General features: G+C 58.1%; 13 protein-coding genes. 3 read left to right on the top strand and 10 right to left on the bottom strand.

Annotated elements, in window-relative coordinates:
• Positions 1–3: 3 nt before the first annotated feature.
• The 5 genes from RBB47_RS18185 to RBB47_RS18165 form a co-directional block, all read right to left on the bottom strand.
• Positions 4–582 carry a thymidine kinase gene (locus RBB47_RS18185; protein WP_305987291.1) on the bottom strand — a complete coding sequence of 193 codons (579 nt, stop codon included), beginning with the start codon at positions 580–582 and terminating at the stop codon, positions 4–6.
• A gap of 95 nt (positions 583–677) precedes the next feature.
• Complete coding sequence (locus RBB47_RS18180; RefSeq protein ID WP_305987290.1) at positions 678–1787, bottom strand: endonuclease/exonuclease/phosphatase family protein; 1110 nt, start codon at positions 1785–1787, stop codon at positions 678–680.
• 78 nt (positions 1788–1865) lie between these two features.
• Positions 1866–3392, bottom strand: a complete 1527-nt coding sequence (locus RBB47_RS18175) for a sulfotransferase family protein (protein ID WP_305987289.1) — start codon at positions 3390–3392, stop codon at positions 1866–1868.
• Between the two features lie 81 nt (positions 3393–3473).
• Positions 3474–5453 carry an excinuclease ABC subunit UvrC gene (gene uvrC, locus RBB47_RS18170; RefSeq protein ID WP_305987288.1) on the bottom strand — a complete coding sequence of 660 codons (1980 nt, stop codon included), beginning with the start codon at positions 5451–5453 and terminating at the stop codon, positions 3474–3476.
• Between the two features lie 70 nt (positions 5454–5523).
• Entirely contained in the window at positions 5524–6537 is a 1014-nt protein-coding gene (locus RBB47_RS18165) for a calcium/sodium antiporter (RefSeq protein ID WP_305987287.1), read from the bottom strand.
• 346 nt (positions 6538–6883) lie between these two features.
• Between RBB47_RS18165 and RBB47_RS18160 the strand changes: the two genes are divergently transcribed.
• From RBB47_RS18160 to RBB47_RS18150, 3 genes are all read left to right on the top strand, one after another.
• Entirely contained in the window at positions 6884–7552 is a 669-nt protein-coding gene (locus RBB47_RS18160) for an outer membrane protein (protein ID WP_305987286.1), read from the top strand.
• A gap of 182 nt (positions 7553–7734) precedes the next feature.
• The gene (locus RBB47_RS18155) at positions 7735–9240 is read left to right on the top strand and encodes an efflux RND transporter periplasmic adaptor subunit (protein WP_305987285.1); all 1506 of its coding nucleotides are present in this window, start codon (positions 7735–7737) and stop codon (positions 9238–9240) included.
• Positions 9241–9292: 52 nt separating this feature from the next.
• Positions 9293–12475, top strand: a complete 3183-nt coding sequence (locus RBB47_RS18150) for an efflux RND transporter permease subunit (RefSeq protein ID WP_305987284.1) — start codon at positions 9293–9295, stop codon at positions 12473–12475.
• Between the two features lie 60 nt (positions 12476–12535).
• Here the strand turns inward: RBB47_RS18150 and RBB47_RS18145 are convergent, their stop codons facing one another.
• From RBB47_RS18145 to RBB47_RS18125, 5 genes are all read right to left on the bottom strand, one after another.
• Positions 12536–13183 (bottom strand): glutathione S-transferase family protein, encoded by a 648-nt coding sequence (locus RBB47_RS18145; RefSeq protein WP_305987283.1) that lies wholly within the window; start codon positions 13181–13183, stop codon positions 12536–12538.
• A 65-nt stretch (positions 13184–13248) separates the two neighbouring features.
• Positions 13249–13902 (bottom strand): ribonuclease T, encoded by a 654-nt coding sequence (locus RBB47_RS18140; protein WP_305987282.1) that lies wholly within the window; start codon positions 13900–13902, stop codon positions 13249–13251.
• 13 nt (positions 13903–13915) lie between these two features.
• The gene (locus tag RBB47_RS18135; protein ID WP_305987281.1) at positions 13916–14365 is read right to left on the bottom strand and encodes a cytoplasmic protein; all 450 of its coding nucleotides are present in this window, start codon (positions 14363–14365) and stop codon (positions 13916–13918) included.
• A 163-nt stretch (positions 14366–14528) separates the two neighbouring features.
• Positions 14529–15377, bottom strand: a complete 849-nt coding sequence (locus RBB47_RS18130) for a 23S rRNA (adenine(2030)-N(6))-methyltransferase RlmJ (RefSeq protein WP_305987280.1) — start codon at positions 15375–15377, stop codon at positions 14529–14531.
• 25 nt (positions 15378–15402) lie between these two features.
• Positions 15403–15912: a GNAT family N-acetyltransferase gene (locus RBB47_RS18125; protein ID WP_305987279.1), complete on the bottom strand. Its 510-nt coding sequence runs from the start codon at positions 15910–15912 to the stop codon at positions 15403–15405.
• Between the last annotated feature and the right edge of the window lie 59 nt (positions 15913–15971).

The following is a 15971-nucleotide window of genomic DNA, read 5'->3' as shown; positions in this document are numbered from 1 at the left end:
TTTCTATGCCAGTTCCCGCCGCGCCCAGTGCTTTCGGCACAGGGATACGTATGTCTCGTTGCCGCCGATAACGACCTGATCGCCTTCCTCCACGATCCGGCCGTTGCCGTCGAGCCGGGCGACCATGGTGGCCTTGCGGCCGCACCAGCAGATGGTCTTGATTTCCTTCAGGTTGTCGGCGATCGCGAGCAGTGACGCACTGCCGGGAAAGAGTTTTCCCTGGAAATCGGTGCGCAGGCCGAAACACATGACCGGAATGCGCTGCTGGTCGGCCACATTTGCCAGCTGCCAAACCTGCTCTTCGGTCAGAAATTGCGCCTCGTCGACCAGAACTGCATCGACTGGTGTCCGCTCGTGCACTTGCTTCACATGATCGAAGACATTGTCTTGCGCTGTAAAAACATCAGCGTCGGCTGACAGACCGATCCGCGAGGCAATCCGTCCCTTGCCGCCGCGATCATCGAATGCGGCGATGAGAAGGAGCGCGTTCATGCCGCGTTCCTCGTAGTTGTAGGCGGCTTGAAGCAGAACCGTCGATTTGCCGGCGTTCATGGAGGAGTAGTTGAAATAGAGTTTTGCCATGCTGACTTCGAGAGAATCGGGAAACGGTTCCCGGCAGTGTTTCGAATCCTGATCTGCGGCTCAAACACTTTCAGCTAAAAGTCACAGGCAATGTCTCAGTTGGCGTTTGAACGTGGCAACGCAAGGTCGACGATCAGCGGCAGATGATCAGAGCCGATGTCCGGGCCGGTTGAAACGCTCAGCACGCGGACATTCCCGGAAACCGCAAACTGGTCGACCGGCGCCCCCAGGATCCAGTGCAGGCGGTAATCGAAAAAGAACCTTGTCGTCTGCGGCCATCCGCCGGGATAGGCCGTCCTCAGATTGTTTTGGGCGAGGGTTCGTTGAAACCGCGCGGACCAGGGCGAACTGTTCCAGTCGCCGATAACAATCAGGGGATCGCTGCCGGTTTCTCTCAGCTCGTGCATGATCGCGTCCGCCGTGTCGAAATAAAGACGCTTGTTGAGCCAGCGGACATGATTCCTGGGACTGTCGGGATGAACCGACATAAGATCGAACGGCCCTGCATCCGTTTCCAGTTTCAATTGGAGCAATTCGCGATCGGGATCATGGATGAGTTTGGAACCCCTGTGAAGATCACCTTCCACGACATGCGACTTGTCCTGCAGGATCGGAAATCGCGAATAGACGACAAGGCTGCCCATTGCGCCAACCTTGAGATTGGAGGGGAACCCGTTCGCACCAGCACCGCCGACGGGGAGCCCGAGGCGTTCCCAGCGCCTTTCCTGCAACCACCACAAAGCTTCCTGGATCACCAAAATGTCCGGCTTTTCCTGTTCCAGAAAAGTCGCCAGAGTTTCATCACCTAGAAACAGGTGCTTGATGTTGATCGATATGATTTTGACCGGAAGTTCGCCCGTCTGCAGAGCTTCTGTGTCGGCGACGTTTTCCAGCGTACGCGCTCCGGTCAGTGCTGTGAGCGAGACCAGCGCGATCACGGCGAGTGCCCATGTGAGGCGATAAAGGATTGCGAACCTGTGACGCATCAAAAGCCCGACCAAGCCCGCCAGGCAACCAACAAACCCGCCGGCGAGAAGCTGGCGCAGGAAAAAGCTCATGTTGTCGGTGAACCAGTAGTCCGGTGCCACAAAGGTGGACAGGCCCAGAGCACAGAAGGTCAACGCTCCGAGTGACCCGCACCAGCAAATCAGCGAAAGCGCCCACTTCAGAAACGACCTGGTTTCACCGTTGTTCCTATCGCTCATGGGTGGATTGCATCCAAGGGATTTGTGAACTGATACGGGACGTTTTGCAGCTGACGGAAAATCGCTTCATCCACCCTCCTAAGTGTCGTCCAGATCTTCAAGCCCCGAGAAGAGGGGCCGCATATGCTCACGGTATCTTTCGGCCCGGTTGACCGAACCGGTATAGATCGGCTTTCGAACCTGCGACATGCTGAAGGTAAACACCTGAGCGTCATTGTTTTCATGCTGCGCACACGCATCGTCCCAGGGCAGCTGAATGTGTTGAACCAACGCCTGGCGCTGAGGTCCGGGCTCGTTCACGAGATCTTCGTAGGACTGATTTCTGATTTCAACGGGAAGGCAGCTTTCCCAATGCTTCATAAGCCTGGCATAAAATCCGTAATAGTGAGCAAGCGACTCCTGCGATCGATTGTAGCTGTGCTTGCCGGGCAAAGGCGTCATGTAGATCGATGTGCAGGTATCGGCAGGATTGCGCCGAACGTGACAGAAATGGGCGTTTGGGAAAAGCAGAGCGATCAGCCAGAGATTTTCGAAATTCTGCGGCAGCTTGTCGACCACCCGGTCTGTCTTCTTGTTGTATGCTTCCAGGAGTGACAGATATTTCCGACCAAATCTTTGGGCCGTCTTCCTGTCCAGGTTCTGTGCGGCGTTGAACAGCCCGTCGTCACCGGTAGCTCCGCTGCCCAGCTCGATGATCCTGTCGTCGAAAAAACTGAGTTCGCCGGCCGCGGTCACCCTGGGGTGCGCAGACAAGATGGCTTCCACCAGGCTTGTTCCGGACCTTGGCATTCCAAACACGAAAACCGGGCGGTCGCTGGAAAGTGCAAAATCCGCGCGTTCCTCGAAAAAATGCGGTGTAAACACCTCCTTGTATCGTTCAAGGAGAGTTTCCTGTTTTTCCGGGTCGTACTGGCCGTACATATCCGCGCGGTACTTCTCGAAATACTCGAATGCCTTTGAAAGGTCGCCGACGCCGTCGCAGATCTTGCCTGCTGTGAACCCAAGCTGCGCGCGTTCAATCCTGGACATATGCTTGTCGGGATCGCTCATCACCGCTTCAATATTCTTGAGCGCGCTTTTTCTTTTCTCCGCGTCAGTGTGGTCCCTGGCGTTAATGAGCACCGACGGTTCAAACGGAGCGAATTCGAATGCTGCGTCGTAGTGGGCTTCCGCCGTTTCCCTTTCACCGAGCGAGTTTTTCAGGCGCAGCATCGCCATGTGCGCAATCGTGGACGTCCCGTTGAGCTTCAGCGCGCTGTTGAATGCCTGTTCGGCCATAACGGGCCTGCGGAGTTTTGAGTAGATTTCACCAAGAGCGCAGTGCGCGATCTCCGAATTCCGGTCGAGCGCGACGGCCTTTCGGGCATGGACAAGTGCTTCTTCGTGCTGATTGTTCTTACTCAGAGCATCTGCAAGCGTCGCGACGATCGCAGCTTCCTTCTTGGCAAATTTCGCTGCGACTGAAAGGTGCGCAACGGCTTGCTCGCTCTTTCCGTGGGTCAGATAAATCACACCGATCCAGTAATTTACCTGAGGATCTTTCGGGCTTGACTGGTGAAGATCCATCAGGATGTCCATTGCGGTGCCGAAATCTCTGTCGTTCATGCACTTGATTGCAGCTTGAAGTCGATTGGACACTTTCAACCTCGCAAATCAGAATGATGCGGCACCGGACCGGTCAGCTGTTCACTCATGAAAATGGTCGTAGACCAGTTTGGCAATGGCTTCGGAAATGCCCGGCACGGACGCCAGGTCGTCTATGCCGGCCTTGGACACAGCCTTGGCGGTGCCGAAATGGCTGAGGAGCGCTTTCTTCCGCGTCGGTCCGATGCCCGCGATCTCGTCGAGCGGGTTCCGGGCAATGTCCTTCTTGCGGCGGGCGCGGTGGCTGCCGATGGCAAAGCGGTGGGCTTCGTCACGCAATCGCTGGACAAAATAGAGCACGGGATCGCGTTCCGGCAGCATGAAAGACTGCCGGCCCGGGATGAAGAATTTCTCGCGTCCGGCGTCCCTGTCCGGGCCTTTCGCGATGCCGACCAGGGGAACATCGGTGATGCCGAGCTCTTCCAGCGTTTCCCGGGCGGCCGTCAACTGTCCCTGGCCACCATCGATCAGGACCAGATCGGGCCATGCGGGCATGTCCGGAGTGTTCTCCGGAAGATCGTCCGCCGTTTCCGCATCACCAGTGCCAAGTTCTGTTGGCGGATTGTCCGGCGCTTCCTCACGGACGTTCTCCTTCAAAAGCCGAGAGAACCGCCGGGTGAGCACTTCGCGCATCATGCCATAGTCGTCGCCCGGCACGAGGTCTTCGGACTTGATGTTGAACTTGCGGTACTGTCCCTTGGCAAATCCTTCCATGCCGGCGACGATCATGCCGCCAACTGCATTCGTGCCCATGATGTGGGAGTTGTCATAGACTTCGATGCGCCGTGGCGGATCAGACAGGTCGAATGCTTCGGAGACGCCTTTCAGAAGGCGCGCCTGGCTGGAGGTTTCGGCAAGGCGTCGCCCGAGCGCCTCACGCGCGTTGGTCAATGCATGGTCGACAAGCTCTTTCTTTTCGCCACGCTTTGGAACCGAGACGTCCACCTTGCGCCCGGTTCGCTCGCTCAACGCCTCTGACAGAAGATCCTGCTCGGCGAGCGCGTGCGACAGCAGGATCTGCTTCGGGGCTGGTTTGTCGTCGTAGAACTGGGCGAGGAAACTCTCCAGGATTTCGGCCTCATCAAGGGATTTGTCGGCTTTCGGGAAATAGGCGCGGTTGCCCCAGTTCTGGCCGGTGCGGAAGAAAAACACCTGAACGCAGGTCTGACCACCCTCCTGGTGCGCGGCAAAGACGTCTGCCTCCTGGACCGATTGCGGGTTGATGCCCTGGTGCGCCTGAACGTGAGACAGCGCGGACAACCTATCGCGGTAGATTGCGGCGCGCTCGAACTCCAGATCGGCAGAAGCGGCCTCCATCTGTTCGTTCAGTTGCTTCTTGATGAGTTGGCTTCGGCCGGACAGGAAGGCCTTGGCTTCCGAAACAAGGCCAGCGTAGTCCTCAGGGTCGATCTCACCGGTGCAGGGACCGGCGCATCTCTTGATCTGATACTGCAGGCAGGGGCGCGAGCGGTTTTCGTAGTAGCTGTCTGAACAAGTCCGGATCAGGAACGCTTTTTGAAGTGCGTTGATGGTTCTGTCGACCGCGCCGGCGGATGCAAAGGGCCCGAAATATTCGCCTTTTCGTTTCCTGGCGCCCCGGTGCTTGACGATCGCCGGCGACTGGTGATCTCCGGTCACCAGAATGTAGGGAAAGGACTTGTCGTCCCTGAGCAGGACATTGAAACGCGGACGGAGGCGCTTGATCAGATTGGCTTCGAGCAGCAGCGCCTCGGGCTCGGTTTTGGTTACGACGAATTCCATCGCCGCTGTCGACAGGATCATGCGCATGATCCGGTTCGACTGGCCCTGCAGGCGGGTATAGCTGGTGACCCGTTTCTTCAGGCTTCTTGCCTTGCCGACGTAGAGAACCTCACCATTTTCGTCCAGCATCCGATAGACGCCCGGACCGTTGGGCAGACGCTTGACCTCATTGGCGATGACCTCGACACCCTTCTTGGGCACGGGCGTCTCATCGCTGGTGCCGGTATCGGCCGTCTCTGGAGAATCGGTTGTGTCCTGCATGTCTGACATTTAAGCGCACAGGACCGTTTGGGAAAGAGCCGTCCGCCGGGCTGTTCGGGTTCTCTAACCTTTAGTGCACATTTCCGAGCATGTAGACGGTCGCGATGTAAAGGGCGTAGGCGGCAGTCATCGCAATGCCTGAGATTTTGTTGAGCTGGATGCGGCAGGCGGCCAGGAACGTCAAAAGAACGGCGCAAGCCAGCATCACCCATATATCCAGTTTCAGAACCTCCGGCGGCACGTCGATCGGGACGACAACAGCGGTTATGCCGATGATCGCAAGAAGATTGAAGATGTTCGAGCCGATGACGTTGCCAATGGCGACGGCGCCGTGCTGGCGGATCGCGGCCATGACAGTGGTGGCTAGCTCTGGAAGCGATGTGCCAAGCGCGATAATCGTCAGGCCGATCACGGCTTCGCTGACGCCCCAATGCGTTGCAATGTCGACCGCTCCGGTGATGGTGAAGTGAGCGCCGAGCGGAAGGCCGACGAGACCAAGGATGATGTAGACGAGTGCGACGTAAACAGAATCGGGCACATCCTCGACATCGTCGAGTTCGTCTGACGGTTCAATTTCGGCATCCGCCACGGCAGCGCCTGCCGAGGCTGCTGCAATCTTCTTTTGCTCCTTGCGGTGGCGCCGGGCGGTGATTGTGGAGGCAGTGAGAAAAATCGCCAGCAGAAACAAGAGAACGAGGCCGGCGTAAAGACCGATCGGCGTGAAAAAGCAGAGCCCGATGAATACCAGTGTGACGGCAACCATGAACACTGCATTGCGCGTCGCACCGTCCTCGCCGCACGGTGTTGCTGCGATCAGCGCCGGCATGCCGAGCACAAGGAGAACGTTGGCAATGTTCGATCCGACCACGTTACCGATCGCGATGCCGCCGGCATCCTCCAATGCAGCCTTGAGCGAAATGACCAGCTCAGGCGCCGACGTGCCGAAGGCGACAATTGTGAGACCGATCACCAGATTGGGAATTCCAAGCCGTTGGGCAACGCCCACGGAGCCTCTGACCAAGACATCGCCGGCAATAATCAGCACAACCAATCCGCCTGCGAGGCTAATATAGTCAAACAGCATAAATGCGTTCCGGTTCGGGTTTTTATGGCCTGCGTGCACAGTTTTTGGAGGGGGCGCGCAAATCAGTTGGGCGCCTTATACGCAATAGATTGGTATGGGGGAACCCGGGGACAAGCATCTTTGCATCAGTGGCCCTGCAATTTGCGAATAGCTTAACGAAGCTTTCACCCTGCCAGAATGTTGCCTGCATTCGTCACCAAAACTCCTAAATCTCAGTCCTGATCTGCCACAAACGATCCCCATATGTCCGCATTGGGGGAGTGAGGACGCGGCTTAAACGTCCTTTTCTAATGGCCAAATCAATTGGTCAGCTCAGTATGGATTATTAGGATCTGGAGTATCATCCATGAAACGTCTTGTGCTTGCAGGCTTGGCAGTAACTGCCGCAACAGCTGGAACCGCGCCGGTTTGGGCAGCCGATTTACCCCAGGCTCCGGCTCCGGCCTATGAGGCAGTTCCGGCTCAGCAACAGAGCATCGACTGGACGGGTCTTTACGTCGGTGGCAACCTCGGTTGGTCATTCGGCAGTTTCGACAACCGGGTCGGCGGAGCCAACCTCGACACCGATGCCAATGGTGTCGCAGGCGGTCTTTATACCGGTTACAACTTCCAGGTCACACCGAACATCGTTGTCGGTGCGGAAGGGGACTTTACCCTTACGGATCTTGAAGACACCAAATCCGCGGGTGGACAGACGGTGACGTCCAAGTCGGACTGGAACTCGAACATTCGCGCGCGTATCGGTTATTCGTTTGACCGGTATCTGGTCTACGGTGCCGGTGGTCTTGCACTGGCGGATCTTGAAGTGTCCGGCAACGGTGACTCAGACAGCAAGACTGCGGTCGGCTGGACGCTGGGTGTCGGTGGTGAAGCCGCGATCACCAACAATGTCTCGGCGCGTCTCGACTACGCTTACCAGGACTTCGGCGATCAGGACTTCAACCTGAATGGCACCGGGGTGACTACCGATTTCAGCAATCAGCTCGTGCGCTTCGGTGTCGGTTACAAATTCTGACACTGGTTGCATAGCTTCTCAAAAGACCGGTCCCGAAAGGGGCCGGTTTTTTGTTACAAGTGGATACAAGCTTTTCAGATAATTGCCGCACATCCATGGTAAAACATGATCTTAGCGTTATGTGTGTGTGGCACGGTGGTGCGCCCAGGCACTTTGGCGCAACGGTTCGAGTGGAGAGGTGAATGCGCTTTTTGATGCGCGGGCTGGTTGGTCTTGCGCTGTTTGCGATCATGATCGGTTTCGCCGGTTTCGGCGCCTACAAGTTTTATGGCGCCCTGACTGTGGAGGAAACCGCGCGCCAGCGTCCGGCGCGCGAACGCAGCTATACCGTCAACGTTGCCGAACTCGCGCCTCAAACCGTCAATCCGGTCACAACTGCCTATGGTCAGGTGGAGAGCTGGCGCACGCTTCAGCTGAGGGCGAGTTCCGAAGGCCGGCTTGTGGATGTCGCCAGCAAGTTCCGCGACGGAGCCGCCGTTCACAAAGGTGAGCTCCTGCTTCGGATCGACCCGGCAAATGCCGAATTCCAGTATCTGGACGCGGAAGCCGCGCTTGCAGATGCAGAGGCCCAAAAAGCCGAAGCGGAAGAAGCAATTGTCGTGGCCGAACAAGAACTTGAGGCCGCGCGCCGCCAGCTCGATCTTCGCCGGCAGGCACTCGAACGCCAGTCGCAGCTCAAGGACAAAGGCTATTCGACCGCCGTTCAGGTCGAAACGGAGGAGCTTGCCGTTGCTTCGCTGGAGCAGGCTCTGAACAACCGCCTGCAGTCGGTGATCACCGCGCGAAAACGCATCGAGCGCATGGATTTGACGGTGCAGCGGGCGCAATTGGCGCTTGAAGATGCCGAGCGGGTGCTGGACGAAACGACGCTTACAGCGCCGTTCTACGGCTATCTGGCGGAGGTCGACGCCACGCTTGGCCGCCGCGTCAGCCCGTCCGAGACACTGGCCCTGCTGATAGATCCCTCCGCCCTTGAGGTGAGGTTCTCGCTGTCCACGTCCGAGTTTTCCCGTCTGCTGGACAACAGCGGCAAGCTTGTGAAGGCGCCTGTCGCCGTCACCCTGCAGCTTGGTGGGCGCTCCGTGGAGGTGCCGGGTCACATCGACCGCGCCGCAGCCGTTGTCTCGGAAGGCGAGGCTGGCAGGACCCTGTTCGCCACGCTTGAAATCGAAGCCGGAACCGTTCTGCGGCCCGGCGACTTCGTCAAAGTTGATGTGGAAGAACCGGAACTGACCGGGGTTGCGGCCGTGCCCGCTGCTGCCGTCACTGAAGACGGCCGGTTGCTGATTGTCGGGGAGGGTGATCGCGTCGACGAGGTTCAGGCCCGCGTCATGCGCCGCATGGGCAATGAAGTGCTGCTGGCTGATGTGCCGTTCGGAACCGATTATGTGCGCGAACGGTTGCCGCAGCTTGGCAAGGGCTTGAAAGTCAATCCGCGCCGGAGCGGCGGCTCGCCTCAAGACACCACAAATGCGCCGCAGACCGCAAAGGCTCCTGATGATCCCGGCATACCGTCTGGTGACCTCATTGCGCTTGAACCGGAGCGGCGCGCGGCTCTTATCGAACAGCTGAACAGTTCGAACATGCCCGAAAACCGGAAGGCACGCCTTATAGCCCTGTTGAACGAACCGATGGTTCCAAAGGACCTGATCGACAGGCTGGAACAGCGGCAGGGCCGAAAGGGATAGGTCTGATCTGAAACGGCACAGTTGCTGAAAGCCGTGATTGGAGCAAATTGAGATGCGTACTCCCGGCGGACCGAGGTTCGCCTCTTTCCTGGACTACATGGTGCGTCACGGCACGGCGGCGAACCTGCTCCTTGCCTTGATGCTGCTTGCCGGAATTGCCGCATCGACGCAGATCAGAACGCAGTTTTTTCCGGATTTCGTACGTGAAGAGGTCGACGTCGAGGTTTCCTGGCCGGGTGCCGGACCAGAGGATCTTGACCGGTCCGTCGTGGAGATACTGGGGCCACAGCTTCTTGCGATCAATGGTGTCGACGAAGCGACGTCTGTCTCGCGTGAAGGCAGAGCATCCATCAATCTGGAGTTTGAAGAAGGTTGGGACATGGGGCAGGCGACCGATGAGGTCAAGGCTGCCGTGGACCAGGCCCGCTCAAGCCTTCCGGAAGGGATCGAGGAACCGGTGGTCACTCGAGGGCTTTATCGCGATCGGGTCACCGATGTCGTCATTTACGGCCCGGTCGATATAGACCAGCTGGCGCGTTTTGCTGAAGATCTGCAGACAGTCCTCTTCCGCGATGGTGTGACCCGGGTTTCGATCCAGGGTCTTGCAAACCCGATCATCCGCATCAATGTCGGCGAGAACATGCTGGTTCGCCATGATCTGACATTGCGCGAGATTGCCGACGTCGTGTCGGCGGAAATGGAAACCACGCCGGCAGGCGACGTCAGCGGAAGCGGCGCGCGCCTCAGGACGGGGCAGACAAGACGGTCCGAGCAGGAACTTGGCGAGATTGTCCTAAAAGCACCAAGTCAGGGCGAAAAACTGGAGCTCAGAGCGGTGGCGGATATCGTCACCGAAGGCGTTGAGAGCGGCAGGGCCTATTATCACAAAGGCATGCCGGCCGTAGTCTTGCGCGTCGACCGCAGCGCCGAGGGCGACACGATCTCCATTCAGCGGGACGTCGAACGGATCACGGCCGAATTCCAGCAAACACTACCCGACGGCGTTGTTGTCCAGCTCACGCGGACCCGCTCGCAGAACATTATCGACCGGATGAACATCCTGATCGAAAACGGTCTGTTCGGACTTGGCCTTGTGCTGGCTTTCCTGTTCCTGTTCCTGTCCTCGCGCACCGCCTTCTGGGTTGCTGCGGGCATTCCGGTCGCCATGATGGCCACGATCGGGCTTATGTATGCCTTCGGGCTTACGTTGAACATGGTGTCGGTCTTCGCCCTGATCATTTGCCTCGGCATCGTCGTGGACGATGCCATTGTTGTGGGTGAACACGCAGATTCCCTGCATCGGCGCGGATATTCTCCGGCCGAGGCGGCGAGCCTCGCGGCCCGCAGGATGACTGCGCCCGTTTTCACAGCTTCAATCACGACCCTGATCGCCTTTATCGGCCTGGTTTTTGTCGGCGGTCGGTTCGGAACACTCATTGCGGACATTCCGTTCACGGTCGCTGTGGTTTTGATTGCAAGCCTGGTGGAGTGTTTTCTGATCCTTCCGGCGCACATGAATCACGCGCTTTCAGCCAGCAAGAAGCAGCGCTGGTACGACATGCCCAACCGGGTCTTCAATCGCGGATTTGTGTGGTTCCGGGAAAACGTCTTCCGTCGTTTCATTGGCTGGGTCATCAAGGTCAGGTATCCGGCGCTCGGGTTTGCCGTCATGATCCTGCTGCTGTCCGTAACGCTGTTCGTCGACGGCAGCGTCCGCTGGCGCTTCTTCAATGCGCCGGAACGCTCGGTGGTGTCCGCGAGCATTGCGATGATGCCCGGCGCGGAGCGCGACGATACCAAGGCGATGATCTCGGAGCTCGAACGAGCGCTTGATGTCGTCAATGAGCGCTATGCTGCAGAACATGACGGCGTCGCACCTGTGCAATTTGCGCTGTCAACGGTGGGCGGAACGGCCGGACGCGGTCTCAGCGGAGCCGACAGCAAGGATGTCGATCAGCTCGGTGGAATCTCGATCGAATTGATCGATCCGGATCTTCGGCCTTACTCGGCGTTCCAGTTCATTGGAGAATGGCGAAAGGAAGTCAACCGCCCGCCTCTCCTGGAGACTCTGGCGGTACGCGGCGAACGGTCGGGACCGGGCGGTGATGCCATCGACGTCAGGCTTTACGGGACTTCCACCGAGAATCTCAAGGCCGCCGCGGAAAGCCTCAAACAGGCGCTTGCACCGCTCGAAGGTGTGAGCGCGCTTGAGGACACGCTGGCCTATGACAAACCCGAACTGAGCCTGACCCTGACGCCGAAAGGCGAGGCGCTCGGTTTCACGACGGACGACATTGCGCGCATTTTGCGCAATCGTCTCGAAGGGATTGAAGTCGCGGAATTTCCGATCGGGCGGCGCACGGCCAAGGTCAAGGTGCTGATGCCGGATGAGGAAACGGACTCATCGTTCCTCTATACCACGCGCGTTCGAACTGATGCGGATACTTATGTTTCCCTGAGCGAAATCGTGCAGATCGACAGCAGCTACGGATTTGCATCCGTGCGGCGCAGTGACGGGCTGCGGACACTCACCGTCACCGGTGATGTTTCGGAAGACAATCCGGAAGCAGCGGCCCGGGTGACGGCCCTTCTTGAAAACGAGTTGCTGCCGCAACTGGCTGCCGAATTCGATGTCGAAAGCGAGATGAGCGGCCTTGCAGAACAGGAAAGGTCCTTCCTTTCCGACGCGATGTTCGGCTTCGCCTTGTGCCTGGCGGGAATTTATCTCGTTCTGTGCTGGATCTTTGAATCGTGGACGCGTCCGCTGATGATCATGATCATCATTCCGTTCGGATCGATCGGCATGTTGTGGGGCCACTATCTGCACGGTGTTCCGCTGTCGATGTTCTCCGTTGTCGGGTTTATCGGCATGTCCGGGATCATCATCAATGACAGTATCGTTCTGGTCACCACGATCGACGAACATGCCCGCAACCACCCCTTCCGCCAGGCATTGATCAACGGCGTCTGCGATCGGCTTCGTGCCGTCGTGCTGACGACCGCAACCACGGTGTTCGGACTGGCCCCGCTTCTATTTGAGACCAGCCGTCAGGCGCAGTTCCTCAAACCGACGGTGATAACCCTTTCCTATGGACTGGGTGTCGGTCTGTTCCTGGTTATTCTGCTTGTGCCGGCACTGTTGGCTGTGCAGCGCGATTTCGGCCAGTCCCTTGTCAGTGGGCGACGGCTGTTGAAGGCGCGGGGCCGCAGTCCGCTGCCCGGCGGACGGGCATAGGATCGCGGAAACGACAAGTCCGATAAAACAAAAAGGCCGGTGATGACACCGGCCTACTGCTTACTTCAGATCAACGGCGGCGTCGTCTGGAACGGGCGCTGCCGGCTGCCGTGTTTCTGCATAAGCCGGTACGACCGCTTCGAACGCTGCCAGCCATGCAACCAGATTCGGATGGCTCTGACGCCAAGCGTCTCCGAAACGCATGTCGAGATAGCCAAGCGCGCAGGCAAGCGTCAGAGTGGCTGCAGTGACGTCCGCGGACGAAGACGGTGCCACGGGCGTGTTTTGCTCAAAATAGGCAAGGCCACGCTCCACCTTGGCACCCTGATAGGCATCCCAGGCGGGGTCACGGTAATTGGGTTGCTTGAAGCGCTTTTCGTAAACGCGAAGCAGAGCAGCATCCATGATGCCGTCTGCAAGTGCCTGGTCGCGCAGGACTGTGAACCGCGCTTCGCCGGACGGGAAGAGCTTGCCGCCCCCGGCCATGAAGTCGAGATACTCGAGAATGACCGCGCTGTCATAGATCACATCGCCGTTGTCCAGGATCAGGGCCGGGATCTTGCCGAGCGGGTTTTGACCGCGCAGACTGTCGTCCGGATCAGCCGTGTTGGCTTCCTCGATGTCGATCCTGTCCTTCAAGCCGAGCATCGCGGCAGCTATTTTCACCTTCCTGCCAAAGGGAGAAGGGGGCGATGAGCGAAGTTTCATCCTGGGTTTCCTCTTGACGTCTTGAAGACTTGTCCCCGGGGCGGGGATCTTTGAATTTTGTCGCCTCAGCGGGGCAGGGGCGGCGGCACCGACAGGCTGTCGGCACGACAACCGGACCGGTCCAAGTTTTCACAAGACCTGAACTCCAGATCTTTCGTCAGGCAAATTCTGACCTCTTCCAATTCCCCGCGCGAACAGGTGACGGCCATTGCATCATTTTCCAGACCGGGATTGGCAAGGCGAAAGGCTTTTTCGACCGTCTCCGGCGCTGCCTTGCTGCGCTTGTCGAGCTTTGCGAACGCTCCTGGAATGGCGACTCTTTCGAAAGCCTCGCGTGTCAGATCGAAATATTCGTCAGGTTCAAGGCCTGAGCAGGTGCCGTGCTTGCGCCACTGGTGAAACACCAGACCGTGGCTCGGCATGATGTCTTCCATGTCAATCGCAATGCGTTTTTCGATCCGCCTGGGACCATCGCAGGATTGGGGATAGCCGCGCTCGTACTGCGGCCACAGGCCGTGGACCACGAAACGAAACGGTTTCCTGATGTCGCATTGGTGGCGATTGGCGTCAGCACCTTCCTGCTTGCAATAGGTGGGCGACCACGACAGTGCAAGGACGTAGAAGTCGAACTCGCCCGGCTGATCGGCTGACGACGGGACAGCGCTCAAGGCGGACAGGAGAAAGGCTACCAGACCAACTACGCGACTGCAGAACGCCATTTCTCCGGAAAACTCAGTGAGGGCGGGCGGTGCTGCAGTGAGCGCCGTAAACACGCCATTTGTCGAGCGGGGAAAGACAGGCTTCAACGTTCCAGCTTATGCCCACGAAGCCGGCATTTTCCTCGATCAGATAGTGCAGATGTTGCTGGGAGCCGTCGGACAGGCTGGCTGTGCCTGTGCAATAGCGGCGCGCAATAGGGCTGACGTCGTTGGCGCGATAGGCCAATTCGCGGATCTCATAGATGTTGGTGATCGTTCTTCCGCCGTAATAGTCGTTGTAGGCCCTGGCGACGGACCCGGCCACGGCGCTTTGTACCGAAGAGGCGGTGCAGTCAGGCAACCGGTTTTCACCGCTGCCAAAGGAGAAATACGGGCGGAATTCTTCAGCCGCTGCCGGAGTTGCAAACGCTGTACAGACGGCAAGTGCGGACAGGATCAGGCGGGCGGAACGGGCAAAATGCACGGCAATATCTCCGAAAGGAAAATTGTGAAACAGACGATGGGGGAGCGGAGCCTCAAGGTCAAGAACCCAAAGCTCCAAAAATGGCCATAGCTTGGGTCATACCCTTATAAAATAGGCTTTGAAAGCGTTTCGCATCGCTTCCGGACAAGACCATGACCAAGGGTTATTCACCAATCAGCTGCGTGACATCCCAGCCTGCTCCGGGACCTTGACGCAGGACATCACAGAACCAGGGCAGGAGGGTGCGCATCTCGCCAGCGAGAGTGAAGGGAGGGTTGATCAGCGTCATGCCGGACCCGAGCATTCGCGTGTCCGGGCCGCTTTTGCCAACGCTCAACTCGATTGTCAGCACGTCCTTGAGCCCCGCGTCCCCGAAGGTCTCGTGCATGCGCTTTACAGACCTTGCGTCTTTCAATGGGTACCAGAGCGCATAGGTCCCGCCTGCCCATTTCTTCCACGCCTTCATGACGGCGCTTGTCATGCGGTCGAATTCATCGGTGACTTCGAATGCCGGATCGATCAGCACAAAGCCCCGCTTTTCTTTCGGCGGCAGGAAGCTGCCCATGGCCAGCCAACCATCCAGATGGATGGTCTTGACCTGAAAGTCTCCGGAAAAAAGGTCGGACAGGGCCCTGAAATCCGCCGGATGAAGCTCGGTCAGGGTCAGCCTGTCGTTTTTGCGGACAAGGTCCCGGGCAAGACACGGAGACCCAGGGTAGGCCTTCAACTCACCATCCGGGTTCAGCGCACGAACCACCGACAGCCACGGGGCGAGCAATTCCGAAACGTCTTCGGGCATCTCGGCAGACAGAACCTTGCCTATGCCTTCCTGCCATTCGCCGGTTTTCTGCGTTTCTTCAGATGTCAGATCGTAGAGGCCAATGCCGGCATGGGTGTCAAGGATCCGGAACGCTTTGTCCTTGCGCTTGAAATACTCAATCAGCCGCGAGAGCACGGCGTGTTTGAGCACATCACCAATGTTCCCTGCGTGATAGGCATGCCTGTAGTTCATCGTTGTGTCCTGCGCCCTGCAAAGGTCAGCTGGCGGGTTCGGGCGCGCGTTTCAGGTAGATGACGGCCTTGTCGCCATTATCCGCCGTCCCGATCTCTTCAAAGCCAAGTCTCTTGTGAAAGCGCAGAGACCCGGGATTGGGCGGGCGTTCGTTAACCTCGCACACAAAGCATCTTCCGGTTCCTGCAAAATGTCTGAAGAGCTCTGCATAGAGCGCATCGCCTATCTTCAGGCCGCGTTTTGTCTCGTCGACGCAAATTCGGTCCGTATAGGCAAAGTTCGAAAGCCTTTCGCTGAGCCAAAGGTAGTTCGGGCTGTCGTAGCTTGTGCCGTCGCCGACACACAGAAGCAAACCTGAAACCGCGCCGTCGACTTCCGCAACAAGGCAGACAAGTGCCTGGTTGACCAGGTCGAGCAGGTCTTCTGCCGTGAGCTCGTTCACGGCCGGAACGGCCGCATTGTTCAACAGCAGCAATGTGCTCAGATCGCCTGGCTCAAACGGACGGATATTGGCGGGAGAATTTGCAGCGGACATGAAACGCACCTGAGATTGAGCGGAACCGCGTTATAGGCGGACCGATACGCTTTGAAAAG

Origin of the sequence: Roseibium sp. MMSF_3544 (genome assembly GCF_030732845.1) — a bacterium.
GTDB lineage: Bacteria > Pseudomonadota > Alphaproteobacteria > Rhizobiales > Stappiaceae > Roseibium.
This window is presented reverse-complemented; position numbering and strand designations above follow the sequence as displayed.

What these genes read in the sequence shown, in the direction of transcription:
- RBB47_RS18185 (WP_305987291.1), bottom strand. Translation starts at nt 582, where the DNA reads ATGGCAAAACTCTATTTCAACTACTCCTCCATGAACGCCGGCAAATCG.
- RBB47_RS18130 (WP_305987280.1), bottom strand. Translation starts at nt 15,377, where the DNA reads ATGAACTACAGGCATGCCTATCACGCAGGGAACATTGGTGATGTGCTC.
- RBB47_RS18140 (WP_305987282.1), bottom strand. Translation starts at nt 13,902, where the DNA reads ATGGCGTTCTGCAGTCGCGTAGTTGGTCTGGTAGCCTTTCTCCTGTCC.
- RBB47_RS18125 (WP_305987279.1), bottom strand. Translation starts at nt 15,912, where the DNA reads ATGTCCGCTGCAAATTCTCCCGCCAATATCCGTCCGTTTGAGCCAGGC.
- RBB47_RS18180 (WP_305987290.1), bottom strand. Translation starts at nt 1,787, where the DNA reads ATGAGCGATAGGAACAACGGTGAAACCAGGTCGTTTCTGAAGTGGGCG.
- RBB47_RS18160 (WP_305987286.1), top strand. Translation starts at nt 6,884, where the DNA reads ATGAAACGTCTTGTGCTTGCAGGCTTGGCAGTAACTGCCGCAACAGCT.
- RBB47_RS18175 (WP_305987289.1), bottom strand. Translation starts at nt 3,392, where the DNA reads ATGAACGACAGAGATTTCGGCACCGCAATGGACATCCTGATGGATCTT.
- RBB47_RS18155 (WP_305987285.1), top strand. Translation starts at nt 7,735, where the DNA reads ATGCGCTTTTTGATGCGCGGGCTGGTTGGTCTTGCGCTGTTTGCGATC.
- RBB47_RS18145 (WP_305987283.1), bottom strand. Translation starts at nt 13,183, where the DNA reads ATGAAACTTCGCTCATCGCCCCCTTCTCCCTTTGGCAGGAAGGTGAAA.
- RBB47_RS18150 (WP_305987284.1), top strand. Translation starts at nt 9,293, where the DNA reads ATGCGTACTCCCGGCGGACCGAGGTTCGCCTCTTTCCTGGACTACATG.
- RBB47_RS18165 (WP_305987287.1), bottom strand. Translation starts at nt 6,537, where the DNA reads ATGCTGTTTGACTATATTAGCCTCGCAGGCGGATTGGTTGTGCTGATT.
- uvrC (WP_305987288.1), bottom strand. Translation starts at nt 5,453, where the DNA reads ATGCAGGACACAACCGATTCTCCAGAGACGGCCGATACCGGCACCAGC.